Genomic DNA, 22,881 nt, shown 5'->3' with positions numbered 1-22,881 from the left:
TCCCCTCCCTACCGCAACTGCACGGCCGCGAGAAACAGCACCATGCTGCCGATCGCGCCGTCCAGCACGCGCCACGCAACGGCCTTGCGGAACCACGGCGCGAGCAATCGTGCCCCATAGCCGAGCCCGAGGAACCACACGACGCTGACCGACATCGCGCCGATCGCGAACGCGAGCCGCGCGCCTTCCGGTTCACGCGCGCCGGCCGTGCCGATCAGCAGGAACGTGTCGAGATACACGTGCGGGTTGAGCCACGTGAACGCGAGCGTCATCAGCACGATCGCGAGCCCGCTCTGCGGCGGCGGGGCGACCGCATCGCCGCGCACGTCGAGCGTTTCATGGCCCGGCTTGAACGCGCGGCGCAGCGCGTTGATGCCGAACCACGCGAGATAGGCGAGCCCCACATACAGCACCGCATGGACGAAGGTCGGATAGCGTTCGACGAGCGCCGATGCGCCGCCGACGCCTGCGCCGATCAGGATCATGTCGGACAGTGCGCACAGCAGCACGATCTTGCCGACGTGAGAGCGCATGATGCCCTGCCGCAGCACGAATGCGTTCTGCGCGCCGATGGTGACGATGAGCGACCCGCAGAGCGCGGCGCCGTGGGAAAAAGCGAGCCAGTTCATGATGGATGACAGCAGGAGAAGCAGTAGACGGATGAATCGGGTAGCGCTAGTCTGCGGTCAGCATGAAAATAAGAGAAGCTAAATCACCTAATGCAGATTAAGGAAATCTAATGCTCGACTACGCGTTGCTCGATGCCCTCGCGGCGGTGATCCGGCACGGTTCGTTCGAGCGTGCGGCCAAGGAGCTGAATGTCACGCCGTCGGCCGTGTCGCAGCGCGTGAAATTGCTGGAGGAGCGGGTCGGAAGCGTGCTCGTCAAGCGCGGGCAGCCGTGCGTCGCGACGACGTCGGGTGCGCTGCTGTGCCGTCACACCGAGCGCGTGCAGCTGCTCGAGGCCGAGCTGGGCGGGCGGATGCCGGCACTGCCGGGCCAGATCGCGAGCGCATGGCCGACGTTGCGCGTGGCCGTCAACGACGACAGCGTCGCGACGTGGTTCATCGACGCGGTCGGGCCGTTCTGCACGGAGCGCGAAACGTTGCTCGATCTCGTGATCGACGATCAGGATTACACGGCGTCGCGTATTCGCGACGGCAGCGTGCAGGGCGCCGTGACCGCGCAGGCCGAACCGATCCAGGGGTGCCGATCGGAGCGGCTCGGGCGGATCCGCTATCGCGCGGTATGCTCGCCGGCGTTTTACGAACGCTACTTCGGCGCGGGCATTACCCGCGATGCACTGCGTCGTGCGCCGTGTGTGATGTTCAATCCGAAGGACGGGCTGCAGGCGCGTTTCATCCGGCGCGTGACGCGCGCGGATCTCGATCCGCCGCAGCACTGGATACCGCACGTCGCGGGCTATCTGCGCGCATGCGAGACGGGATTGGGATGGGGGATGTGTCCGGACCGGATGGTCGATCGCCAGCTGGCGGCGGGTGAACTGGTCGATATGTCGCGCGGGCGAACGATCGATATCGACCTTTACTGGCAGAGCTGGCGTTTGTCGATCGGCTGGCTCGACGATTTCAGCGCGGCGCTGAAGGCGCGCGCCGCGCTGTTCCTCGATTGACCGGTCGCGTGACGCGGGCGGCGCGGCGCGCGAGATGCGCGCCGTGCGGGATCACGTCAGACGTGGTGCAGGCCGTCGAAATCGACGATCTGGACGTGGCGGCCCTGCATTTCGATCAGGCCGCGCTTCTGGAATTTCGACAGCGTGCGGCTGACCGTTTCGAGCGTCATGCCGAGGTAGCTGCCGATATCTTCGCGCGTCATCCGCAGGTTGAATTCCGACGGCGAGTAGCCGCGCTTCAGGTAACGCGACGATACGTCGAGCAGGAACGCGGCGACGCGCTCTTCGGCGTTCAGCGAACCGAGCAGCATCGTTTGCGACGTTTCGCGCACGATCTGTTCGCTCATCAGCTTGTGCATGCGCAACTGCATCGAACCGGCTTCCGAGCACAATGCCTTGAGTGCGCTGTACGGAATCACGCAGACGGAGCTGTCTTCCAGCGCGACCGCGGTGCGCGGATGCGTGTCGTCGCAGATGCCGTCGAGGCCGAGCGCTTCGCCGGCGAGATGCAGGCCGGTGACCTGCTCGCGGCCGTCGTGGCGCGTCGCGACGGTTTTCAGCGAACCCGAGCGCACCGCGTACAGGTTGTCGAATGCGTCGCCTTCGCGGAACAACGCTTCGCCGCGCTTGACGGGACGCGCCGCGCAGATGACCGATTCGAGGCGACTGAGCGCTTCGGGCGCCAGCCCCTGCGGCATGCACAGGTGCCGCATCGCGCACGTCGAGCAGTGTGCGGCCTGGCGAGGCGCCCAGCTACCGGCATGAGGCGTGGCGGCGGGACGTGTGGCGACGGGCGTCAGCATGATCGTTTACTCCGGCGTTGAATCGACGGAATCATTGTCCCACCGCAACTTGCCGCTGTCGGGTGACAAAACGTCGCGACCGGCCGCGTATGCCGAACGCCGTTCACGCGGCCGTCTCGTCGACGTTGGCGGCCGCCGGGATCAGCAGCACGGGCAGCGTCGCGTGGCGCACGCATTGCTCGGCGATGCTGCCGAGCACGAGACGGCGGAACCCGCGGCGGCCGTGCGTGCCGAGCACCAGCAGATCGGCGCCGAACGCTTTCGCGCCGTCCAGGATCAGCGACGATACGTCGTTGAGCGACGTCGCTTCGCTCAGCCGCGTCTCGCCCTTCACGCCCGCTGCCTGCATCAGCGTCGCGAAATCCTTCGCGAGCGCGTCGCCCTGCGCGACGAGCTGGTCGCGCAGCACGGACGGATCGTAGCCGGGCACGTTGTAGTAGATCGCGGCGTTCTCGACGACGTAGAACGGTTGCAGCTCGGCGCCGTGCGATTTCGCGAGCGCCAGCGCGGCATCGAACGCATGGCGGGACGTGTCGCTGCCGTCGACGGCAACCAGAATACGCTTGTACATAGTGTCTCCGAGTGGCGGGTTGAAACGAAGTCGGCCGGATGGCCGATCGGGCTGGGCGATGCGAGATGCTGCGAGGCAGGGTAAACCAATGGCCGGGACTTTGCAGCGAGGTGCCGGTCGTGCCGCGCGGCGGTGCCGCCTCCGATTTTGCGGCGCACGCCATGCACGGGGTGCATGCAGTGACGTGCGGGACGTGTCGTGCGGCGTGGCCGCCGCCGTCGTCCGCATCGTCGGTGGAAACGCATGCGCGGGCAGCGTTGTCGCGCGCGGCGCATGCGCATGCATGTGCATCGCCACGCGCGCCGATCGAAGCGACACCGCGCGACGGTCACGCGGATGCATCGCCCGCATCGCCATTCAATCGCAATCGTGCCGTTTCGACATGACCTCGATCAACGCATCTGCATCGGCGCGATTCACGGCGTGCATGAGACCGCCGGCGCCGTCGCGCGGAATCGTTCGTTCCTGCATCGCGCGGTTGCCGGCCCATGGTCGGCGCACCGTCGCGTGCGCCGATCCTCGGCCATCGGCTGTCGGCCGATACCGGTTGGCAAACGAACGATCGATTCAAACGCTGCGCCGGCTATCTCGGGACGGCCGTCAGCTCGAATACGCGCTCCGGCCGCCGCTGGTGGCCGGGCCAGTACGTGCTGCCGTACATCCGGTGGACGGGGCCGAACGGCGCATCGCTCATCGCCGGCGGTGCGTCGAAGCCTTTCTCGATCACCATGTATCCGGCACGCAGCGCGAACGCCGGATGGTTGCCGCCGGGGCGGCTGTCGAACCCGGCGAAGCCGTCGCCGGCTTCCGGCATCGCATTGACGAGCGACGCGTTGCTGCGCGTGATCTGGTCGGGCGAGATCGGCCCGCCGCCGGCGAGACGCGACGCCTCGCGGTTCTTGCCGTCGGTGTCGACCGTGCTGTCGTGCGTGTCGTCGTTGTCGAGCTCGATGCTGCGTGGGCGCAAGCGCTCGGTTTGACCGGATGATTCCATCGCGGCTCTCCTCGCGGCGAAGCGTTCCGGATCGAAGCAAATCCCGTTCCGGACATGACGGGAAAAGGCGCGCGGGCGATCGCCGCGGTCGCGCGACGCGCACTGATTTGTCGTGATTTATTTCAGCTAGAAGACGCGTTTTCTACAGAGTATGATTCTTTTCCTGCGAAGCGGCGACAGGGGATTGAGTCGCGCCGCCTCTGCCCGCGCCGGGGCGCTGCAGCACCCTTAAAGACGGGCAGTGAACAACAAAGCAAGGGACTAGAGGTGGCGGATTCATGCAAGCGACTACTGCCTTCACGCACCGCGGTTATCTGTTGAACTGTGCACCCGCGCGTGCCAGCGACGGTTCGTTCAAGCCCTATGTCGTGATCTCCCGATCGAGCGACGGGGAGCTCGTTGCGAACCGCTTTTTCCCGATCGAGCTCCAGTTCAACGACGAAGGCGACGCGATCGCGCACGCGCGCGACTGGGCCGTGCGATGGATCGACGCCAGCAGCATCACGATCTGACGCCGCCGCGATTCGGTGCCCTCGGCCGTCCGGCCGATCCCCGGCGTGCCGCTGCCGGGCACAAAACGCGGTAATCTTGCGGAACCCGTCACTTTATTAGCGGCCGTGCGACCGAGCGCGGCCGCCTGCATTGATATATGTCGACATCACCCGCCCGTCAGTGGGGCCTGGAAGAAATCGTCGCCGGCTTGCGTGAGTCGCGCGAGGAACTCCATCGCACGCGCCATCCGCGCGGCATCCGCGAACTGCCGTCACGCGATGCGATCTGCAAGATTGTGACCGGCCTGCGCGCGTCGATGTTTCCGACGCACTACGGCGCACCGGATCTGACCGACGAAAGCGTCGATTTCTACGTCGGTCACACGCTCGAAAGCACGCTGCGCATCCTGTCCGAACAGATCCGCCGCGCGCTGCCGTTCCTGCCCGAACATGCCGATACGCCGTTCGCCGAGCTCGACGAACGCGCGTTCGAGATCGCGCGCGAATTTGGCCGGCAGTTGCCGGCGGTCCGCGCGCTGCTCGTCAGCGATATCCAGGCCGCCTATGCGGGCGATCCGGCCGCGCAGCACATCACCGAGATCCTGCTGTGCTACCCCGGCGTGCTGGCGATGATGCACCACCGGCTCGCACACGCGCTGCACCAGCTTGGCGTACCGCTGCTTGCGCGATTCATCAATGAAATCGCCCATTCGGCCACCGGCATCGACATCCACCCGGGCGCGCAGATCGGCCCGAGCTTCTTCATCGACCACGGCACGGGTGTCGTGATCGGCGAGACGGCGATCATCGGCGAGCGCGTGCGCGTGTACCAGGCCGTCACGCTCGGCGCGAAAAGCTTTCCGGCCGATGGCGACGGTGCGCTGGTCAAGGGCAACGCACGGCACCCGATCGTCGAGGACGACGTGGTGATCTACGCGGGCGCGACGATTCTCGGCCGCGTGACGATCGGGCGCGGTTCGGTGATTGGCGGCAACGTGTGGCTCACGCACAGCGTGCCGCCCGGCACGAGCGTCGCGCAGGGCAAGGTTCGCGAAGGCGGGAGCACCGAGAAGCCGTAACGCGGCGCGCGGGCACCGGCTGCCTGCTGCCGCGCGCGTCGGTCAGTGCTTGCTGTCGGGCGCGCGGTGCTTGTACAGCACGTCCTGGTCGACGCGGATCAGGTTCTGCCCCGCATCGACGACGAAATCCACGCCGTTGTACGCGTTGCCCGTCAGCATCAGGATCGCGCTCGCGACGTCGTCGGGCCCCGCGATGCGCGCGAGCGGCGTCGATGCGCGGCTCGCGTGTTCGAAGTCGGCCTGCGTCTGGTCGTCGCTCGGCAGCATCAGCCCGGGGAACACCGCGTTCACGCGCAGCACCGGCGCGGACGACAGCGCGAGCATCTGCGTAAGGTTGCCGAGCGCGGCCTTCGCGACCGTATAGCTGAAATGGTCGCGGTGAAAGTTTTCCTTGATCTTCTGGTCGACCACGTTCACGACGACACCCTGCGTACCGGCCGCGCGGGCCCGTTCGTAGAACGCGCGCGTGAGCAGGATCGGCGCGCGGCAGTTGACGGCCCACGCCTGGTCGAACGCCGCGAGGTCGAAGCTCGGGAAATGATCCTGCCAGAATACCGACGCGTTGTTGACGAGCACGTCGAGGCGCCCGAAGCGCGCATACACCTGGTCGATCAGCGCGGTGATCTGTTCGGCATCCGACAGGTCAGCCTGCAACGCAACCGAATCATGCCCGCGCTCGGCGATCGTGCGGGCCGCTGCCTGCGCCGCATCGGCCGAACGGTCGTAGTGCACCGCGGTGCGATAGCCGTGCGCGGCGAAATACTCGGCGAACGCGCGCCCGGCCCGGCGCGCGGCGCCGGTCACGAGCACGACGGGCGCGTGCGCCGTTTGCTTCGTCGACTCCATTACGTATTCGTCAGGTTGACTGAAGAAGGATTCGCGACGATCGACAGGAATTCGCGCCGCGTCGACGGATCGGTGCGGAACGTGCCGAGCATGCGCGACGTCACCATCTCGACGCCCGGCTTGTGCACGCCGCGCGTCGAGATGCACTGGTGCGCGGCTTCGAGGATCACGCCGACGCCCTTCGGCTGCAGCACGTCGAACAGCGTGTCGGCGATCTGCACGGTCATCTTTTCCTGGATCTGCAGGCGCTTCGCGAACGCGTCGACGAGGCGCGCGAGTTTCGAGATGCCGACCACGCGATGGTTCGGCAGATACGCGACGTGCGCGCGGCCGATGATCGGCACCATGTGGTGCTCGCAGTAGCTCTCGAAGCGGATGTCCTTCAGCACGATCATTTCGTCGTAGCCGTCGACTTCGCTGAACGTGCGCGCGAGGATGTCGCGCGGCTCCAGCGCGTAACCGGCGAAGAACTGCTCGTAGGCGCGCACGACGCGCGCGGGCGTGTCGATCAGGCCTTCGCGTGCGGGATCGTCGCCCGCCCAGCGCAACAGCACGCGAACGGCGTCTTCCGCTTCTTCGCGGCTCGGACGGGATGCGGCCGGCTCGGGCCGCGCGGACTTCTTTTTAGCCATCTATCTGCTCCATCGAATGCCGCCGCCGGGGCGGCGCGGAATCCGGGCATTGTTTCATGCTTTCGCAGGTCGCGTGCGAGGCCCGGCACTCACTTCGGCCATTCGTCCTGCTCGTCGTTGAACAGCGACGCGACGACGCCGCGCAGCCACGCCGTGCGCGGATCGTTGTGGTACTTGCGATGCCAGTGCTGCTTCAGGTCGAAGCGCGGCAGGGCGAGCGGCGGCTCGACGGGCACGATGAACGCGTGCTCGGCTGCATACGCATAGCCGATCGCATGCGGCACCGTCGCGATCAGGTCGGTGCGGCTCAGGATGAACGGCAGGCTCATGAAATGCGGCGTCTCGAGCACCGCGCGGCGCTGCATGCGCTGCTTCGCGAGATATTTCTCGAGCACCTCCTGGCTGCGCCCTTCGGCACGCACTACCGCGTGCCCGCAGGTGAGGAACTGTTCGACCGTGAACGGCGGCGCCTGTTCGAACGGATGGCCGCGCCGCATCAGGCAGACGAACCGGTGCGTGAACAGCCGCTGCTGGAAGAAGTTGTTGCCGTCGAGATCGGGGAAGTAGCCGACCGCGAGATCGATCGACCCGGCTTCGAGGCCGCGACCGACTTCGTCGTGCGCGAGCGAGACGGAGCGCAGGTTCGCGTGCGGCGCCCGCATCGCGAACGCCTGCAGCAGCTTCGGCAGGAACACGATCTCGCCCACGTCCGACAGCGCGATCGAGAACGTATGCGTGCTCGCGGCCGGGTCGAAGTCGTGCGGCGCGACGAGGCCGCGCTCGATCTGCGCGAGCGCGTCGCGGGCGGCCGGCAGCAGCGCGAGCGCGCGCGGCGTCGGTTCCATCCCGCGCGACGTGCGCACGAACAGCGGATCGCCGAAGTACTCGCGCAGCCGGCCGAGCGCCGTGCTCACGCGCGGCTGGCTGACGCCGAGCAGGTCGCCGGCACGGCTCACGTTGCGCGTGTCGTCGAGCGCGACGAGGTAGGGAATGAGGTTCAGATCGAGCGCTTCCATCGCCAGGCCAGTATCTTGAAAACGTATACAACATATCTCCTGAATCGCGTTGCCGCATAGTCGGGAAAGCGCTCAAATGTGTTCGACGATTCGAATTAATGTTCAGGAGACGAACAATGCGCACCCAGGTCGCCATCATCGGCGCCGGCCCGTCCGGCCTTTTGCTTTCCCATCTGCTGCGCCTGCAAGGCGTCGATTCCATCCTCGTCGAAGCGCGTTCGCGCGAATACTGCGAGAACCGCATTCGCGCCGGCGTGCTGGAACAGGGCACGGTCGACACGCTGAACGACGCCGGCCTCGGCGAGCGGATGCGCCGCGAGGGGCTCGAACATCACGGCATCGAGCTGCTGTTCTCGGGCCAGCGCCATCGCATCGACCTGTCCGAATTGACCGGCGGGCGCGCAATCACCGTCTACAGCCAGCATGAAGTCGTGCGCGACCTGATCGCGGCGGGCGTCGAGCATGGCCACCAGATGCATTTCGAAGTCAGCGACGTCGCGCTGCACGACGTCGAAGGCGAACACCCGTTCGTCACGTTCAAGCATGCGGACGGCCGCGAAGACCGCATCGACTGCGACTACATCGCCGGCTGCGACGGCTTCCACGGCATCGCGCGCCAGACGATCCCGGCCGAGCGGCTGAACACGTTCGAACGCGTGTATCCGTTCGCGTGGCTCGGCATCCTTGCCGACGCGGCGCCGTCGCTCGACGAGCTCGTCTACGCGCATCACGACAACGGTTTCGCGCTGTTCTCGATGCGCTCGCCGACGGTCACGCGCCTGTACCTGCAGTGCAAGCCCGACGAGGACCTCACCGAATGGTCCGATGCGCGGATCTGGGACGAACTGCACACGCGCTTCTCGAACGACACGGGCTGGACGCCGACCGAGGGCCGGATCACGCAGAAAAGCGTGACCCCGATGCGCAGCTTCGTGTCGGAGACGATGCAGCACGGGCGCCTCTTCCTCGCCGGCGACGCCGCGCACATCGTGCCGCCGACCGGCGCGAAGGGGATGAACCTCGCGGTGGCCGACGTCCGCGCGCTGTCCCGCGCGCTCGGCGCGCGCTACCGCAACGGCGACGCGACGCTGCTCGACGCGTATTCGGCGACCTGCCTCGAACGCGTGTGGCGCGCCGAGCACTTCTCGTACTTCATGACGAACATGCTGCACTCGTCGCCGGAAGACTCGCCGTTCGTCAATCGCCTGAAGTTTGCCGAGCTGAAATACGTGACGCGCTCGCGGGCCGCCGCGCAGTCGCTCGCCGAAAACTACGTCGGGCTGCCGTTCGACGACGCGACGGCCCCCGAGGGAACCCGCCTTGACAACGCGCTGTGCGCGACTCTATGATCGGCCCATCGTTCGCTAATCGAATCTGGGTTCGATTAGCGAACAAATACCGGGATCGAGATCGGCCCCGGCGCGACACGCGGCACGCGCGTGTCCCCTCGACAGGCCGCGCATCGAGCCGCGGGTTCGTATCAGGAAGAGACATGGTCAACAAGATTTTCGAATCGCTTCAGTCGGCGGTGGCCGACATCCACGACGGCGCGACAATCATGATCGGCGGCTTCGGCACGGCCGGCATGCCGTCCGAGCTGATCGACGCGCTGATCGAACAGGGCGCGCGCGACCTGACGATCGTCAACAACAACGCGGGTAACGGCGAGACGGGCCTCGCGGCGCTGCTGAAGGCGAAGCAGGTGCGCAAGATCATCTGCTCGTTCCCGCGCCAGAGCGATTCGCAGGTGTTCGACGGGCTGTACCGCGCCGGCGAGATCGAGCTGGAACTCGTGCCGCAGGGCAACCTCGCGGAGCGTATCCGCGCGGCGGGTGCCGGCATCGGCGGCTTCTTCACGCCGACGGGTTACGGCACCAAGCTCGCGGAAGGCAAGGAAACGCGCGTGATCGACGGCAAGCCGTATGTGTTCGAGACGCCGATCCACGCCGATTTCGCGCTCGTGAAGGCGTACAAGGGCGATCGCTGGGGCAATCTCGTGTATCGCAAGACCGCGCGCAACTTCGGGCCCATCATGGCCAGCGCCGCGAAGGTCGCGATCGTGCAGGTGTCGGAAGTCGTGCCGCTCGGCGCGCTGAACCCGGAACACATCGTGACGCCGGGCATATTCGTCCAGCGCGTCGTCGAGGTGCCGCAGGCCGCGCATGCGGCCGAGCTGGCCGCCGAACATGCTGCATCGCAAGCCGCTTGAGGGAGATATTCAGATGAAACGACTGACCCGCGATGAAATGGCCAAGCGCGTCGCCCAGGACATCCCCGAAGGCGCGTACGTGAACCTCGGCATCGGCGTGCCGACGCTGGTGGCGAACCACCTCGACCCGAGCAAGGAGATCTTCCTGCACAGCGAGAACGGCCTGCTCGGCATGGGCCCCGCGCCCGCGCCCGGCGAGGAAGACGACGAACTGATCAACGCCGGCAAGCAGCACGTGACGCTGCTCACCGGCGGCGCATATTTCCACCATTCGGATTCGTTCGCGATGATGCGCGGCGGTCACCTCGATTACTGCGTGCTCGGCGCGTTCCAGGTATCGGCGAACGGCGACCTCGCGAACTGGCATACGGGTGCGCCCGATGCAATTCCGGCGGTCGGCGGCGCGATGGACCTCGCGATCGGCGCGAAGCAGGTGTTCGTGATGATGGAGCACCTGACGAAGCAGGGCGAAAGCAAGATCGTCGCGCAGTGCTCGTATCCGGTCACCGGCGTGCAATGCGTGAGCCGTATCTATACGGATCTCGCCGTGCTCGACGTGACGGCCGACGGGCTGGCCGTGAGCGAGATCTTCACCGACCTGTCGTTCGACGAACTGCAGAAGCTGACCGGCGTGCCGCTGATCGACGCGACGCAAAAGGCGGCTGCCTGAACCGTAGGCGTGCCGGCGCGTGCGCTTGCGCGCATGCCGGCGCGCTTGGGTGGACAATAGGCGCACGCCGTTTCCCCAATCTGATGCCATGCTCGAAGACAGCGCCCGCCTGACCTCCCTCATCTGCGGCACCGAGCCGCTCAACCGGATCTGGTCGCCCCGCGCGACGATCCAGCGGATGCTCGACGTCGAGGCCGCGCTCGCGCGCGCGCTCGCCGCGCAGCAGGTGATTCCCGCCGCCGCGGTCGCGCCGATCGAGCGCGCGTGCGACGCCGGCCGGCTCGACGCCGACGCGCTCGCGCACGGCGCGGCGCTCGGCGGCAATCTCGCGATTCCGCTCGTCAAGCAGCTCACCGCGCAGGTGAAGGCCGACGACCCCGAGGCCGCGAAGTTCGTGCACTGGGGGGCGACGAGCCAGGACATCATCGATACCGCGACCGTCCTTCAGCTGCGCGACACGCTCGACGTGCTCGAGCCGATGCTCGACGAAGCGTGTGCGTCGCTCGCGGCGCTCGCGCGCACGCATCGCGCGACGCCGATGATCGGCCGCACGTGGCTGCAGCAGGCGCTGCCGATCACGCTCGGCCTGAAATTCGCGCAATGGCTCGACGCGCTGCTGCGCCATCGCGCGCGTTTCGCCGAATTGCGCGAACGCGCGCTGGTGCTGCAGTTCGGCGGCGCGGCCGGCACGCTCGCGAGCCTGCGCGAGCACGCGGCCGGCGTCACGGCCGCGCTGGCGGCAGACCTGAAGCTCGCCGCACCGGCCGTGCCGTGGCACACGCAGCGCGACCGTATCGCGGAAGCCGCGTCCTGCTTCGGGATGCTGACGGGTACGCTCGGCAAGATCGCGCGCGACGTGTCGCTGCAGATGCAGACCGAAGTCGGCGAGCTCGGCGAACCGGCCGCCGCCGGCAAGGGCGGCTCGTCGACGATGCCGCACAAGCGCAACCCGGTCGGTTGCGCGGCGGTGCTCACCGCCGCGGTGCGCGCACCGAACCTCGTCGCGACGGTGTTCGCGGGCATGGTCCAGGAACATGAACGTGCGCTCGGCGGCTGGCAGGCCGAATGGGACGCGTTGCCCGATCTCGCGCGCCTGACCGGCGGCGCGCTTGCGCAGATCGCCCAGATCGTCGCGGGCCTCGACGTGAACACCGAACGCCTTGCCGCGAATCTCGAACTGACGCGCGGGCTGATTCTCGGCGAAGCGGTGATGCTCGCGCTCGGCGACAAGATCGGCCGGCTCGACGCGCATCACGTCGTCGAGCATGCGTCGAAGGAAGCCGTGCGCACGGGCTCGACGCTGTTCGATGTGCTCGCCGCCGATGCGACCGTGTCGGCGCACCTGTCGCGCGACGCGCTCGCGCGGCTGCTTGATCCCGCTCATTACGTCGGCGAGGCGCAGGCCTGCGTCGACGCCGTGCTCGCGCTGCACGCGGGCACGCAATAACCAGGAGAACCTCGATGCCTTTCGCCACTGTCAACGGCGTGAAACTGCATTACCGGATCGACCGTGCCGCGCGCGACGACGCGCCGTGGCTCGTCTTCTCGAACTCGCTCGGCGCCGACCTGCAGATGTGGGCACCGCAGATCCGTCCGCTCACGCAGCACTTCAACATCCTGCGCTACGACACGCGCGGCCACGGCCATTCCGATGCACCGGCCGGTTCGTACACGATCGAGCAGCTCGCCGGCGACGTGATCGGCCTGCTCGACCACGTCGGCATCGATCGCGCGCATTTCTGCGGAATCTCGATGGGCGGGTTGACGGGCGCGGCGCTGGCCGCACGCTTCCCGTCGCGCATCGTGCGCGCGGTGCTGTCGAACACCGCGGCAAAGATCGGTTCGCCGGAAGTGTGGGCGCCGCGCGCGCAGAAGGCGCGCGCCGAAGGGATGGCCGCGCTCGCCGACGCCGTGCTGCCGCGCTGGTTCACCGACGCATTCGTCGAGCGTGAGCCGCGCCTGTTCGATGCGATCCGCGACACCTTCGTGCATACCGACAAGGACGGTTACGCGGCGAACTGCGACGCGCTGAATGCCGCCGACCTGCGCGAAGAGGTGAAAGGCATCGCGCTGCCGGTGCTCGTCGTGACCGGCGCGAAGGACATGTCGACGCCGCCCGACCAGGGCCGCGCGCTCGCCGCCGCGATTCCGGGTGCGCAGCACGTCGAATTCGACGCCGCGCATATTTCGAACATCGAGTGCACCGACGGCTTCAACCGCGCGCTGCTCGATTTCCTGACCGCGTGAGGCACCGGCGATGAACGACCAGGAACGTTACGAAGCAGGGATGACGGTGCGTCGCGCGGTGCTCGGCGACGCGCACGTCGATCGTTCGATCGAGAACCGTACCGAGGTGACCGACGAATTCCAGAACCTGATTACGCGTTATGCATGGGGCGAGATCTGGACGCGCGACGGCCTGCCGCGCCATACGCGCAGCCTGCTGACCATCGCGATGATGGTGGCGCTCAATCGCGGCGAGGAGCTTGCGCTCCATCTGCGCGCCGCGCGCAACAACGGCGTGACCCGCGACGAGATCAAGGAAGTGCTGCTGCAGACCGCGATCTATTGCGGCGTGCCGGCCGCGAATTCCGCGTTCCATCTCGCGGACAAGATCTTCAAGGAACAGGACGCGGCCGCGTAAGACGGTCGGTCAGGCGCGGCCGGTTGAGGGCGGCCGCAACCGATCGCGTGGCCCGCTGTCGCAAGCGGGCCGTCGACGACGGAATCGATGAACGCGCCGGCAGAGCATCGGCGCACGGCACACCGGATGATTGGTGGACGAACAAAGGAAGGGCGCGGCTGCCATGCCGTATTGCTCATACATTATTAGCGTTGCTGGGGACCGGAGTAAGCGCTGACGCGCCAGCGCCGGTCGACCACGACGCATGGGATCCAGGTAGGCGCCAAGGCGCCAGCTTGGATCGACACAGGAGACTAGCGATGAATCGCGCACCCGTGGTCGATGTCCAGACCTTCATCAACGAGCAGCCGTTCGGCGGCTTTCAATGGCTCGTGTTCCTCATGTGTTTCGTGATCGTGCTGCTCGACGGTTTCGATACGGCCGCGATCGGCTTCATCGCGCCGTCGCTGCTCGGCGAATGGAACCTCACCAAGCCCGATCTCGCACCGGTACTCAGCGCCGCGCTGTTCGGCCTCGCGTGCGGCGCGCTCGTGTCGGGCCCGCTGTCCGACCGGCTCGGCCGCCGTTCGCTGCTGCTCGGCTCGGTATTCCTGTTCGGCGTCGCATGCCTGATGTCCGCATTCTCGACGACCATCGGGCATCTGACGATCCTGCGTTTCATCACCGGCGTCGGGCTGGGCGCGGCGATGCCGAACGCGGTCACGATGATGGGCGAGTTCTGCCCGGACAAGCGCCGCGCGACCGTGATCAACCTGATGTTCTGCGGCTTCCCGCTCGGCGCCGCGTTCGGCGGTTTCCTGGCCGCGTGGATGATTCCGCATTTCGGCTGGCGCAGCGTGCTGATCCTCGGCGGCGTGACGCCGCTGCTGCTCGGCGTGCTGTTGCTGCTGAAGATGCCGGAATCGGTGCGCTTCATGGTCGCGAGCGGCCAGCATGTCGACAAGATCCGCGCAACGCTTGCGCGCATCTCGCGCGAAGCGCTGAACGCCGGTTCGTTCGCGATGACCGAAGCCGCGCCGCAGACCGGCAGCAAGGGCCTCGGCGTTGTGCTGTCGCGCTCGTACATCGTCGGCTCGGTGATGCTGTGGCTCGCGTACTTCATGGGGCTCGTGATCTTCTACGCGTCGATCAACTGGATGCCGATCCTGCTGAAGGATGCCGGGCTGACGCCGAAGAGCGCGACGCTGATCTCCGCGCTGTTCCCGCTCGGCGGTGTGGGTGCCGTGCTGTGCGGCGTGCTGATGGACCGCTTCAACGCGAACCGCGTGATCGCCGTGTGCTACGCGCTGACGGCCGTCAGCGTGTATGCGATCGGGCAGGCGGCCGGCAACGTCGGGCTGCTCGTGCTGGTCGTGTTCGTGGCCGGCGTGCTGATGAACACCGCGCAATCGTCGATGCCGGCGCTCGCCGCCGCGTTCTATCCGACCGAGGGGCGCGGCACGGGTGTCGCGTGGATGCTCGGCGTCGGCCGCTTCGGCGGGATTGCGGGATCGTTCCTCGTCGCCGAGCTGACGCGCCGGCATTTCTCGTTCGCGGGCGTGTTCGCGACGATCGCCGTCGCGGGCTTGCTCGCGTGTGTCGCGCTGCTGATCAAGCAGATGGCGCGGCCGCATGGCGTGACGCAGCCGGCAGGCAAGATCGAATCGCTCGGGCATTGAGCGAAGCGCGGGCCGGTGCGATGCGCCGGCCCGCCGATACGGCGGCCGTCGGGCCGCCGGTTATTCTTCCGCGTCGTGTTCCTTCACGAAGTTGCGCAGATACGCGCGCAGCGCAGCCTCCCGGCTGCGATGATCGGAGAGGTTCGCGGCGCCCATGTCTTCCTCTTCGCCGAACATCGTCGGCGGCGCGCAATAGATGCCGATCTCGATGTCTTCGCGCAACACACGAATCTCGTGCGTGAGCGGGCGATACTCGGCGATCCAGTGCATCCCCTCGATGTGTTCACCCGCCCTCAGCAGTGGCTTCATCGGCACGCTCCCGGCAGCAGCGGCGCAACCGGCGAAGCGGTTGCGCGCGCCCGTACCAAAAGGGTACGCCTGCATGGCACGAATCTCAACGGGCGCGCTGTGAGCGCTCACTGCGGCAGCAGGTGCGCGATCAGGGGGTACAGCGACAGGATCAGCAGCACGGCCATCGTCATGTTGAAGAGGCGCAGCGCGCGGGGATTCGACAGGAAGCGGCGCAGGCCGAGCCCGAACGCGGCCCACAGGCTGATGCACGGAAAGCCGATCAGAATGAATACGACGGCCATCCACGCGGCGTTCATCCCGTAGTCGCCGGACAGGCGGATCGTCGTCGCGGCGGTCAGCACCATCATCCATGCCTTCGGATTGATCCACTGGAAAGCGGCGGCTTCGATGAACGTCATCGGCCGCGGCTTGCCGCCGTGCGCCTTCACTTCGCCCGACGTGCCGATGCGCCACGCGAGGTACAGCAGGTACGCGACGCTCGCGACTTCGAGGATCGTATAGAGCAGCGGCAGGCGCTTGAATGCTTCGCCGAGGCCGAAGCCGACACAGAGCATCAGGATCGCGACGCCGGTGCTGATGCCGAACAGGTGCGGCATGGTGCGGCGGAAACCGAAATTGACGCCGGACGCGAGCAGCATCGTGTTGTTCGGGCCGGGCGTGATCGACGTGACGAGCGCAAACAGCATGCCGGCGGGCAGCGCGCTCAGGGTGAGGAATTCCATCGCGGATTCTCCATTCTGTTCTGGACTGGGATGGAGGTCAGTTTAGCGACGGTTTTCTGTACAGTACCGGTACAGTTTGATTGACGATTGCCGGTACGGGGTTTGATCGCCCGCGCGCTGACGCGAGATAGCGCTTGCATGGCCGTGGTATAGCGCGCATTCTCGTGACGTTCGATGTGCGTGACCGATGGTTTTGCTCCGACTCCTTACGCTTCCCCCTGTCCGCACAGCTAAGCAGAAGGCTCACCACGACGATCCTGCGCGCGAACGTCGAAGCTGCGAACTTCGCGCGTCAACCGAGCCTCCCTCCGAGGTTTGATCCGCCAGTTCCGTGCGCGAGAGATGCCGTCGGCGGCAAGCCCGCGGGTCGTCGTCCGGTCCTCGTATAGGGCGGCCGACGACGAAATTCAGTCACCGCGACGGTCCTGAAATTTGAAATTCTCTTTTAGGAACCGGCATGCCTAAGCAAACCGCACTGAAGCCAGCCACGCCCGCCAGCCACAGCGATTACGTTGACGTGAAAAAGGCGCGTGCCTTGGCACTGAAGCGCGCGGACAGCGAGCGTGCCGAGAAGCGGCGCGAAAATGACGCCCACATCGATGTCAACGCGAGCAAGTGGCGTTATATCTGTCAGGAGAGTTAGATGGCGAATAGCACTGTGACGCTCAACTTTCCGAACCCCAGTCGCTCCTACGACGCTTCCAGACACTGTGTGTGTTTCTGGGGCTACGACAATTCTCGCGAGATTACCTTTCTGGTCGACGATGCGATGCTGGCGAAACTGAACTCCGACTTGGATTCTGGCGAGCCCGCCTTGCTTGCGGCCTTCGACCGCAATCGCGACCGGATTCTGGGACTCGCCCGAGACCTTTACAAGGGAGGACCCCAGAACCGGTACACGATCTCGTGAGGTCGGCCCCCGTTTGCACGCGTACCCTACGTGCGTCTTCTTTCTGACCTGCACTCGCCGCGTGTGCGGGTATTCCGGGGCTGAGGGGGCATGGATCGGTCGAAGGATGCGCTGCTTGATTATCACGAACGCAACAAGCACCGTCTCGACTTCTACGCTCCTGCCGGACCCGCATCCATGCCATCCCGCCCGTACGGCAGCGTACCGACTTCGGACGCTCGCACGCGCAAGCTGACACATGACGCACGGACTGCAGATCGGCCGCAGACTTCATCGAGATGTAAACGCTGCGATCGAAGTGGGCCGTCGCGATCCGTATCGCTTGCGCGGTTTTATCTCGACTCGGGCGGCGCGAGCCAATCAATGACGAAACCGGGGTTGTGGAGGGAGCATGTTGATGAACGATTGCCCGAAATGGGAAAAAAACGCGAAGGACGAGCAGCAAGAACAGGCGGAGGCACGCGCGACCGACGATGGCATGCCCGTGGTTCACCCGGAGCGGCAGAGAAGCCGTGCCCATTCGTGGAAAGCCGTTACACCCAGGCAGCGTATTTCCGATGCAAGGAAGCGTCTGGGCATGGGTTTTCTGCCGAACCTATAGCGTATGTGTAGCAAAACTCCTCGCTCTCAAACAGAACGTGGAGCCGCCCCAGCAAGGCGGAACTCGAAGCCGGCCAAACGCCGGCTTTTTACTTTGGCGTGTCGCTCGTGACGACAAACGGCGCATGCATCACTTTCCCGCATCGGTGAAGCGACGCAACCCGGGCAGATGAATTCGCCGAGTCGCGTTCGGCAGCTACGCCAACACAAGTTCGTGGCAGGAGGACCGCAACGCTGGGTGGCCAATTCCTTCCGTACACTCGGCCACCAACGCTTCGCGGCTCATATGGCGCGATTTCGCCACTGCATCGATCTTTTCGACGAGCTGCTTGGGGAGGCATGGCAAGACCAGCACCGAACACGACGTCGGCCGGGCGATATCAATGAGCCTCCAGATGCAAAATTGGTGCCGCTACGCGGAGCAAAGCGATGTCACCGCCATCGACGATTTTTCGGACTGAATGCCTTCGCGAACAGACCTCGTTTCGAATAGGCTGCTGAGCGCGCCGTCTGCAAGGAATGCGCACGTTGGTGCAGTCAGAGAGTAGCCAGTATCCGGAGTTGATGTTCGCTTTCGGCCCCTCGAACCAGTGCGTAGGCCCGCATCTCCGTGCGCTCAAGGAGCGAAATGGATTCCGAGCCGGAAAAGTCGCTCCATGCGTCGTCCGCAATCGAGGTCGGCGCGCCGCGGGCTCTCGCGAACGCTCGCAGGAGAGGGCTTGCCGCGCGGCGCAGCACGAGGCGGTCAGCGTTCAGAACATACGGTGGGCAGTCAGTCCGTAAGACGAGGTAGTACGGAATCGCATTGCGATCACTTTGCATGGTGGCGATACCGGTGAGGAAGAATGCGTGCGTTCAGCTTCTCGTGTCGTCGTGGCCGACCGCTGCGTTTGACCGAACTACATGTCGATGACCGAAGCTCCACTCACCTTTCCGTCGATGATGTCCTTTCCCTGCTGCCGGGCGGCACGCCTTGCCATACCAAAGTCGGAGTATGTATGCGGTTGGCCCAGCCTGAAAATACGGCTTGCGGCGGAGGTTGCTATCGCGCCCGGACGGCATATCCGTACCGCGATGTCATACCCTTCGGCATAACGGGAATGCCCGTCAAAGCGACTGAATGTACGGGCGAAGACGAGGGGATGAAGTTCGTACCCCTTGTAGAGAAGAAGCAGGTGTGTCGACATGATGGCCACTCCGCAGGGGGCGACTTGCTATACGCTCGAACGAGCTTTTCATTTCCGCCGCCGCAGCCGGCTTAGCAGGTCAAGCGCCACTGTCTCAGCGTCGTTGTTGATCATTTCCGCTCGCAACAGCAGACCGCCAACACGGACGGCTGCATCCCAACTGTCTTCCGTCATTGCCTGATGGTTGCGTGCAAGCTGCTCGGCAAGAGCCTGGAGCGCCGCCATCCTTGCCGATTCGCCGGAAGTCCGGCGCTCCTCCCTCCCGGCAATGAGCCGGAACAGGCCCAGGACCGACTCGGCGGTAACGGAGGGGATAGTCATTCGAACTTTATACGCCCTTTCGGTCCGCTCCGCCCATATATTCGCGCTGGCCCCGAGCCTGCCTAGTACCGCCTCGCATACCCCTCGCGATACAGCGAGGCGCCGATCGACGTCAGAACTGCGATCTCATCCTCACTCAATCGACTCCATGCCTCCGCCAACCAGCCGGCGAATCCGGCACAAGCATGATCCAGATCGGCGGCCGCCTTTCCCTCTGCGTTCCTCCGCTCGAAAATCATCATCACGTCATGTGGCGTCATAGTCGGCTCCTCGTGAGCTTCCAGCATAGGTGATCGGTGGCGTCTGCCCCTACTCCTTCGCATGCTCGATGTTCGCTCTCCGGCGTGCCCGCAGCAACGAGCCGAAGCCGGCCGGTAGCGGTTCGACCTGGTGTCCTGTTCCGTTGACGTCAACATGCTGCGCACGTATGGATCGTTTAAGGCCTGCGTGCGCCATGTCATCGCCCGCATCGCCGATGCATCCCGTGAACCGCGTCGGTCAGTTGCAGCCATGGGCCGTCGCTGGTCAGCTCCGCTCCAATATCTTCCGAGTGCATGGTCATATCAATTCGTATTCCTGCATGATAAGTCGATCATGGACGGGCGGAATGTGCTTTGACTGAGGTGGATTCAACCGGTCAAATGTCATGGTGACGTAGGCAGCCGACGACAGCCGATGGCCGGCTGTTGCCTGCCGCGGCGACGCACGGCATTTGATTCGACGAATGAGCGCTTCGGTCACGACTCTCGTGGTCGCAATGGGACTACACTGAAGACGCCATAGCAGGAGGAGACAGCGATGACAGACTCCGACCCCCAAAGCACCTTCCGGGGCCTGCCGCTAACCGCGGAGCAGGACGCGGAAGTGAAACACTACATAAAGGTCCGAACCCGGCGTGGCCTGCCATGGGACACGCCGGAGCTGAGCGCGATGCTCAAGGACATGCTGCTGCCCCCGGGTGACGGCAACAGCGATGTCGACTCCGCGGAGGACGAAACCAAAGCGGCCGCCGAGCGCGCAACGGCTTCGGTCGACGAAGCGATGGACCCTATCGAGGCGAGCGAGGAGTGGAATGCGGCCATGGAGTCGGAAAGCATGAAAGGACCCAGACGATAAAACTGCAGGCGATGACGCCTGTTTCCCGGTAGCGCCGTATGTGGGGGATCGTGAGGTATTCCACATGAGTTCGGTATGCATGATTTCAACGCTCGAACGCGTGCCGTCGGCCTCGCGGCATCTCCGCTGAACACGAGGGGGCCGGATATGCGGCTGATCGAGCCGGATGAACACAGAGACTTTCTGGCGACCTTGGAGCGCCGTGGCTTGGCAGAGGGCGATTTCGATCTTCAGGAAACGGATACGACCGACCCGAAGGGTGATGAGAACCTCGGTCTGCAGGGCTATGTCACCATCACCAGGCTCTCGACGCAGATTACGAAGGAATACGTGATCGGCGACGAAAGCGACTGGCTACAGCATTTCAGGAAAGATCTCGAAGCGGGTGCCTTCGACGGGCTGGAATGATATCCCGACGCGACGTGCCGCACTTGGGAGGAAGTTCGGCTCACGAGAGTCGCGGACTTCGAGGATGCGGAACGCATGCGGCCCGATCTGGCGGTGACGAGGCCGTTGGAGGGCGTGCTTGCTGCCTTGGTCTGTGGCCCTCCAGGGATGGCCATCCTCTCGACCGACCTTCGACACCGCGTCAACCTGCTGTGGCAGCAGCATGTATTGCCGTGGGTCTCGATCCCGGCGACGCCCTGATTGCTCGGGCGGCTGGCGTGCCACCCGAATTTCAATTCGTCAACGCGGGGAGATCGTCGGCCAAATGCGCGTCGAGCCATTCGTGTGCCCAGTTTTTCGCAAAGGCAATCGCATCCTCGCGCACGTCGAAGCCAGCCAGATCTCCGCTCAGTTGAACGTCGCACGTACTGCCATCTGCACGATCGATGCTGATCCGCGCGTGTGCCATGTATTCCCCGTCGGCCCTGCGCGGTGTCGGGTCGATATGGAATCGGGTTGAGTCGAGTTGCATTTTCCTTCCTCCTTCAGTTGCCGCGGGGCCCGTGGCCACCGCGAAGCGTATCGTCGCGACCAGAACAGTCAAAGCTTGAGGCGTGCCATGATCCGGCCTGCTTCCTGGTCCGATTCGCAGCTCGCCGTTCCGCCTTTGCGCAACAGCGCGCAGATCGAGAAAAACATCGGAAAGGCATCCTCATCGATTTCATGGCGACGATCGAGAATGACGCCATCCATCTCGGCGCGAGCGTCATACGGCAGGAACTGTTCGATGACACCGGAACCATTGCGCTGAATCCACTTCAGCAGGTCATTCCTGTTCATATCCAGCCTCTCGACGTTGCCGGCGCGCCATGCGCCAGGCGTGTTTGAGTCTGTGGCGGCGCCGCGGACGCAGAAACAGGATGGACCGAGGAAGGGATCAGGACGCGTTATCCAACACGCTCGTGTCCTGTAGGCAGGCATCGATCAGGCGCTTCGCATACGCAGCCGATACGCGGCGCGCTCGTCCGCATTGCGCGGTTTAGATGAGAGGCCCAATCACGTTCGGAGGGAGGGCGCCTTGAGTGGCGCGGGAATCGGTAGTGAGTCAGTCAACGAACCCATCCTACGCCCTTTGGCGAACTTGTACAGCGAAAGTTCTGCGCGAACCGCCGCACGGCATGCCGCCCCGATTGGGCGCGGGACGGACCGGCTCAGCCGCGCGTGAACAATCGCCGATACGCGGGGAGATGGGGCCACGACGGTATCGTCGAAATTTCAATTAGACATTCGAAGCAAATCGAAGCCGCGGCGCCAAGGGTATACAACCGGGGCGAGCCTCGCCGGCCGCGGCGTGTTCTTGCGCTGCCACCCGAAATGCTCCGACTGAAACAGCTTGACAGGGTGTTGGTCCCCGCGTAGGGTAGGTGTCCGAAGCCTTCAAGAAGCGCGATTGCTGCTCATCACTGACCGCGGAACGCGGTATTCGTTGTCCTCTCCCTCCTTGATCCTTTTTCGTGCTCCCCTATCGGGGCGCATACATTTGTCCAATATCAGGAGAATTTCCATGGATACCGGTACCGTCAAGTGGTTCAACGACAACAAGGGTTTTGGCTTCATCACGCCTGACAGCGGCGGCGATGACCTGTTCGCGCACTTCTCGGAGATTCGCGGCGACGGCTTCAAGACGCTGGCCGAAGGTCAAAAGGTCAGCTACGAGACGAAGAACGGGCCCAAGGGGCTGCAGGCCTCGAACATCGTTCCTCAGTAATCCACATCATTCGTCGGTCCCGTGTGCAGGATTGGCCGCGCAGTCAACGTCGGGGATCTTTCGCATCCGCGCGCAGGCGCCCACAGTCCTGCTGAGGCTACCGTTTCGCCTCGAGACGTACACCCCAAGGAAGAAAGTGGGGGATGCCGCGCATCCGGTGGCGAACGATCGGACGGCTCATTCATCGTGAGATCGCGATCGACGCATACAGAGGCAACTTTGACCAAGAGTCAATCGCGCAACAAAAGATCACTCGCGAGACCACGGCGCGCCAAGGATTTGCCGGTGCTCGGCACGGCGCTGAACTGGGTG

The 22,881-nt window shown here is 65.0% G+C and carries 31 protein-coding genes; 16 read left to right on the top strand and 15 right to left on the bottom strand.

Translation table 11 applies throughout. The features are described 5' to 3' along the window. Positions 1–8: 8 nt before the first annotated feature. Positions 9–629 (bottom strand): LysE/ArgO family amino acid transporter, encoded by a 621-nt coding sequence (locus E9536_RS14715; protein ID WP_021157577.1) that lies wholly within the window; start codon positions 627–629, stop codon positions 9–11. Between the two features lie 110 nt (positions 630–739). On the opposite strand from E9536_RS14715, the gene E9536_RS14710 reads away from it, so the two are divergent. Then, a complete protein-coding gene (locus E9536_RS14710; protein ID WP_039344521.1) occupies positions 740–1,633 on the top strand; it encodes a LysR family transcriptional regulator ArgP in 894 nt (297 codons plus the stop codon). Between the two features lie 56 nt (positions 1,634–1,689). Here the strand turns inward: E9536_RS14710 and fnr are convergent, their stop codons facing one another. The 3 genes from fnr to E9536_RS14695 form a co-directional block, all read right to left on the bottom strand. Beyond that, positions 1,690–2,436, bottom strand: a complete 747-nt coding sequence (gene fnr / locus E9536_RS14705; RefSeq protein ID WP_059523493.1) for a fumarate/nitrate reduction transcriptional regulator Fnr — start codon at positions 2,434–2,436, stop codon at positions 1,690–1,692. Between the two features lie 103 nt (positions 2,437–2,539). Beyond that, positions 2,540–3,007, bottom strand: coding sequence for a universal stress protein (locus E9536_RS14700; RefSeq protein ID WP_136470078.1), 468 nt, complete (start codon positions 3,005–3,007; stop codon positions 2,540–2,542). 583 nt (positions 3,008–3,590) lie between these two features. Then, a complete protein-coding gene (locus tag E9536_RS14695; RefSeq protein ID WP_059684808.1) occupies positions 3,591–4,001 on the bottom strand; it encodes a DUF3005 domain-containing protein in 411 nt (136 codons plus the stop codon). A 278-nt stretch (positions 4,002–4,279) separates the two neighbouring features. Between E9536_RS14695 and E9536_RS14690 the strand changes: the two genes are divergently transcribed. Together E9536_RS14690 and epsC are read left to right on the top strand one after the other, a co-directional pair. After that, positions 4,280–4,513 (top strand): hypothetical protein, encoded by a 234-nt coding sequence (locus E9536_RS14690; protein WP_011356723.1) that lies wholly within the window; start codon positions 4,280–4,282, stop codon positions 4,511–4,513. A gap of 137 nt (positions 4,514–4,650) precedes the next feature. Then, positions 4,651–5,571: a serine O-acetyltransferase EpsC gene (gene epsC, locus E9536_RS14685; protein WP_021157582.1), complete on the top strand. Its 921-nt coding sequence runs from the start codon at positions 4,651–4,653 to the stop codon at positions 5,569–5,571. 42 nt (positions 5,572–5,613) lie between these two features. On the opposite strand, the gene E9536_RS14680 is transcribed toward epsC, so the two are convergent. The 3 genes from E9536_RS14680 to E9536_RS14670 form a co-directional block, all read right to left on the bottom strand. Beyond that, a complete protein-coding gene (locus E9536_RS14680) occupies positions 5,614–6,417 on the bottom strand; it encodes an SDR family oxidoreductase (protein WP_136470077.1) in 804 nt (267 codons plus the stop codon). Then, entirely contained in the window at positions 6,417–7,049 is a 633-nt protein-coding gene (folE, locus tag E9536_RS14675; RefSeq protein WP_021157584.1) for a GTP cyclohydrolase I FolE, read from the bottom strand. The genes E9536_RS14680 and folE overlap by 1 nt, the downstream gene beginning before the upstream one ends. Positions 7,050–7,138: 89 nt before the next feature. Continuing rightward, on the bottom strand, positions 7,139–8,065 hold the full coding sequence (locus tag E9536_RS14670; RefSeq protein WP_059489708.1) for a LysR family transcriptional regulator: 927 nt from the start codon (positions 8,063–8,065) through the stop codon (positions 7,139–7,141). A gap of 116 nt (positions 8,066–8,181) precedes the next feature. Here E9536_RS14670 and pobA point away from each other — a divergent pair, with 116 nt between their 5' ends. From pobA to E9536_RS14635, 7 genes are all read left to right on the top strand, one after another. Then, positions 8,182–9,414 carry a 4-hydroxybenzoate 3-monooxygenase gene (pobA, locus tag E9536_RS14665; RefSeq protein WP_136470076.1) on the top strand — a complete coding sequence of 411 codons (1,233 nt, stop codon included), beginning with the start codon at positions 8,182–8,184 and terminating at the stop codon, positions 9,412–9,414. Between the two features lie 143 nt (positions 9,415–9,557). After that, positions 9,558–10,274 carry a 3-oxoacid CoA-transferase subunit A gene (locus tag E9536_RS14660; RefSeq protein ID WP_021157587.1) on the top strand — a complete coding sequence of 239 codons (717 nt, stop codon included), beginning with the start codon at positions 9,558–9,560 and terminating at the stop codon, positions 10,272–10,274. Positions 10,275–10,287: 13 nt separating this feature from the next. After that, the gene (locus tag E9536_RS14655; RefSeq protein WP_006482308.1) at positions 10,288–10,944 is read left to right on the top strand and encodes a CoA transferase subunit B; all 657 of its coding nucleotides are present in this window, start codon (positions 10,288–10,290) and stop codon (positions 10,942–10,944) included. An 88-nt stretch (positions 10,945–11,032) separates the two neighbouring features. Continuing rightward, positions 11,033–12,391 (top strand): 3-carboxy-cis,cis-muconate cycloisomerase, encoded by a 1,359-nt coding sequence (locus E9536_RS14650; protein ID WP_136470075.1) that lies wholly within the window; start codon positions 11,033–11,035, stop codon positions 12,389–12,391. A gap of 14 nt (positions 12,392–12,405) precedes the next feature. Beyond that, on the top strand, positions 12,406–13,191 hold the full coding sequence (gene pcaD / locus E9536_RS14645; RefSeq protein ID WP_027790095.1) for a 3-oxoadipate enol-lactonase: 786 nt from the start codon (positions 12,406–12,408) through the stop codon (positions 13,189–13,191). A 10-nt stretch (positions 13,192–13,201) separates the two neighbouring features. Beyond that, the gene (gene pcaC, locus E9536_RS14640; RefSeq protein ID WP_021157590.1) at positions 13,202–13,588 is read left to right on the top strand and encodes a 4-carboxymuconolactone decarboxylase; all 387 of its coding nucleotides are present in this window, start codon (positions 13,202–13,204) and stop codon (positions 13,586–13,588) included. 299 nt (positions 13,589–13,887) lie between these two features. Beyond that, positions 13,888–15,246: an MFS transporter gene (locus E9536_RS14635; RefSeq protein ID WP_060083163.1), complete on the top strand. Its 1,359-nt coding sequence runs from the start codon at positions 13,888–13,890 to the stop codon at positions 15,244–15,246. A gap of 60 nt (positions 15,247–15,306) precedes the next feature. On the opposite strand, the gene E9536_RS14630 is transcribed toward E9536_RS14635, so the two are convergent. Beyond that, complete coding sequence (locus E9536_RS14630; protein ID WP_027790093.1) at positions 15,307–15,555, bottom strand: hypothetical protein; 249 nt, start codon at positions 15,553–15,555, stop codon at positions 15,307–15,309. Between the two features lie 107 nt (positions 15,556–15,662). Continuing rightward, on the bottom strand, positions 15,663–16,280 hold the full coding sequence (locus tag E9536_RS14625; RefSeq protein WP_091923880.1) for a LysE family translocator: 618 nt from the start codon (positions 16,278–16,280) through the stop codon (positions 15,663–15,665). Positions 16,281–16,737: 457 nt separating this feature from the next. On the opposite strand from E9536_RS14625, the gene E9536_RS14620 reads away from it, so the two are divergent. From E9536_RS14620 to E9536_RS14610, 3 genes are all read left to right on the top strand, one after another. Next, positions 16,738–16,923: a hypothetical protein gene (locus tag E9536_RS14620; protein ID WP_136470074.1), complete on the top strand. Its 186-nt coding sequence runs from the start codon at positions 16,738–16,740 to the stop codon at positions 16,921–16,923. After that, a complete protein-coding gene (locus E9536_RS14615) occupies positions 16,924–17,190 on the top strand; it encodes a DUF1488 domain-containing protein (RefSeq protein WP_059699228.1) in 267 nt (88 codons plus the stop codon). It abuts the gene before it with no gap. A 391-nt stretch (positions 17,191–17,581) separates the two neighbouring features. Then, on the top strand, positions 17,582–17,791 hold the full coding sequence (locus E9536_RS14610; protein WP_226150733.1) for a hypothetical protein: 210 nt from the start codon (positions 17,582–17,584) through the stop codon (positions 17,789–17,791). 536 nt (positions 17,792–18,327) lie between these two features. Here E9536_RS14610 and E9536_RS42645 read toward each other — a convergent pair. From E9536_RS42645 to E9536_RS14585, 4 genes are all read right to left on the bottom strand, one after another. Beyond that, positions 18,328–18,612, bottom strand: a complete 285-nt coding sequence (locus E9536_RS42645; protein ID WP_059699230.1) for a hypothetical protein — start codon at positions 18,610–18,612, stop codon at positions 18,328–18,330. Between the two features lie 77 nt (positions 18,613–18,689). Further along, on the bottom strand, positions 18,690–18,977 hold the full coding sequence (locus E9536_RS14595) for a hypothetical protein (RefSeq protein WP_027790089.1): 288 nt from the start codon (positions 18,975–18,977) through the stop codon (positions 18,690–18,692). A 48-nt stretch (positions 18,978–19,025) separates the two neighbouring features. Then, on the bottom strand, positions 19,026–19,298 hold the full coding sequence (locus E9536_RS14590) for a hypothetical protein (protein WP_136470073.1): 273 nt from the start codon (positions 19,296–19,298) through the stop codon (positions 19,026–19,028). Positions 19,299–19,360: 62 nt separating this feature from the next. Then, positions 19,361–19,558, bottom strand: coding sequence for a hypothetical protein (locus tag E9536_RS14585; protein ID WP_041489505.1), 198 nt, complete (start codon positions 19,556–19,558; stop codon positions 19,361–19,363). A 538-nt stretch (positions 19,559–20,096) separates the two neighbouring features. Here E9536_RS14585 and E9536_RS14575 point away from each other — a divergent pair. Together E9536_RS14575 and E9536_RS14570 are read left to right on the top strand one after the other, a co-directional pair. Continuing rightward, on the top strand, positions 20,097–20,414 hold the full coding sequence (locus E9536_RS14575; protein ID WP_060083184.1) for a hypothetical protein: 318 nt from the start codon (positions 20,097–20,099) through the stop codon (positions 20,412–20,414). A gap of 147 nt (positions 20,415–20,561) precedes the next feature. Further along, the gene (locus E9536_RS14570) at positions 20,562–20,822 is read left to right on the top strand and encodes a hypothetical protein (protein ID WP_060175077.1); all 261 of its coding nucleotides are present in this window, start codon (positions 20,562–20,564) and stop codon (positions 20,820–20,822) included. Between the two features lie 271 nt (positions 20,823–21,093). Here E9536_RS14570 and E9536_RS14560 read toward each other — a convergent pair whose 3' ends face one another. Further along, complete coding sequence (locus E9536_RS14560) at positions 21,094–21,333, bottom strand: hypothetical protein (protein ID WP_027790084.1); 240 nt, start codon at positions 21,331–21,333, stop codon at positions 21,094–21,096. Positions 21,334–21,401: 68 nt separating this feature from the next. Next, positions 21,402–21,641 (bottom strand): hypothetical protein, encoded by a 240-nt coding sequence (locus E9536_RS14555; protein WP_060371751.1) that lies wholly within the window; start codon positions 21,639–21,641, stop codon positions 21,402–21,404. 724 nt (positions 21,642–22,365) lie between these two features. Here E9536_RS14555 and E9536_RS14550 point away from each other — a divergent pair. Then, complete coding sequence (locus E9536_RS14550; protein WP_011548695.1) at positions 22,366–22,569, top strand: cold-shock protein; 204 nt, start codon at positions 22,366–22,368, stop codon at positions 22,567–22,569. The last annotated feature ends 312 nt before the right edge of the window (positions 22,570–22,881 follow it).

This window comes from Burkholderia sp. LS-044 (genome assembly GCF_004803625.1).
GTDB lineage: Bacteria > Pseudomonadota > Gammaproteobacteria > Burkholderiales > Burkholderiaceae > Burkholderia > Burkholderia cepacia.
The sequence above is the reverse complement of the archived record's forward strand: the minus strand, read 5'-3'. Positions and strand labels throughout refer to the sequence as shown.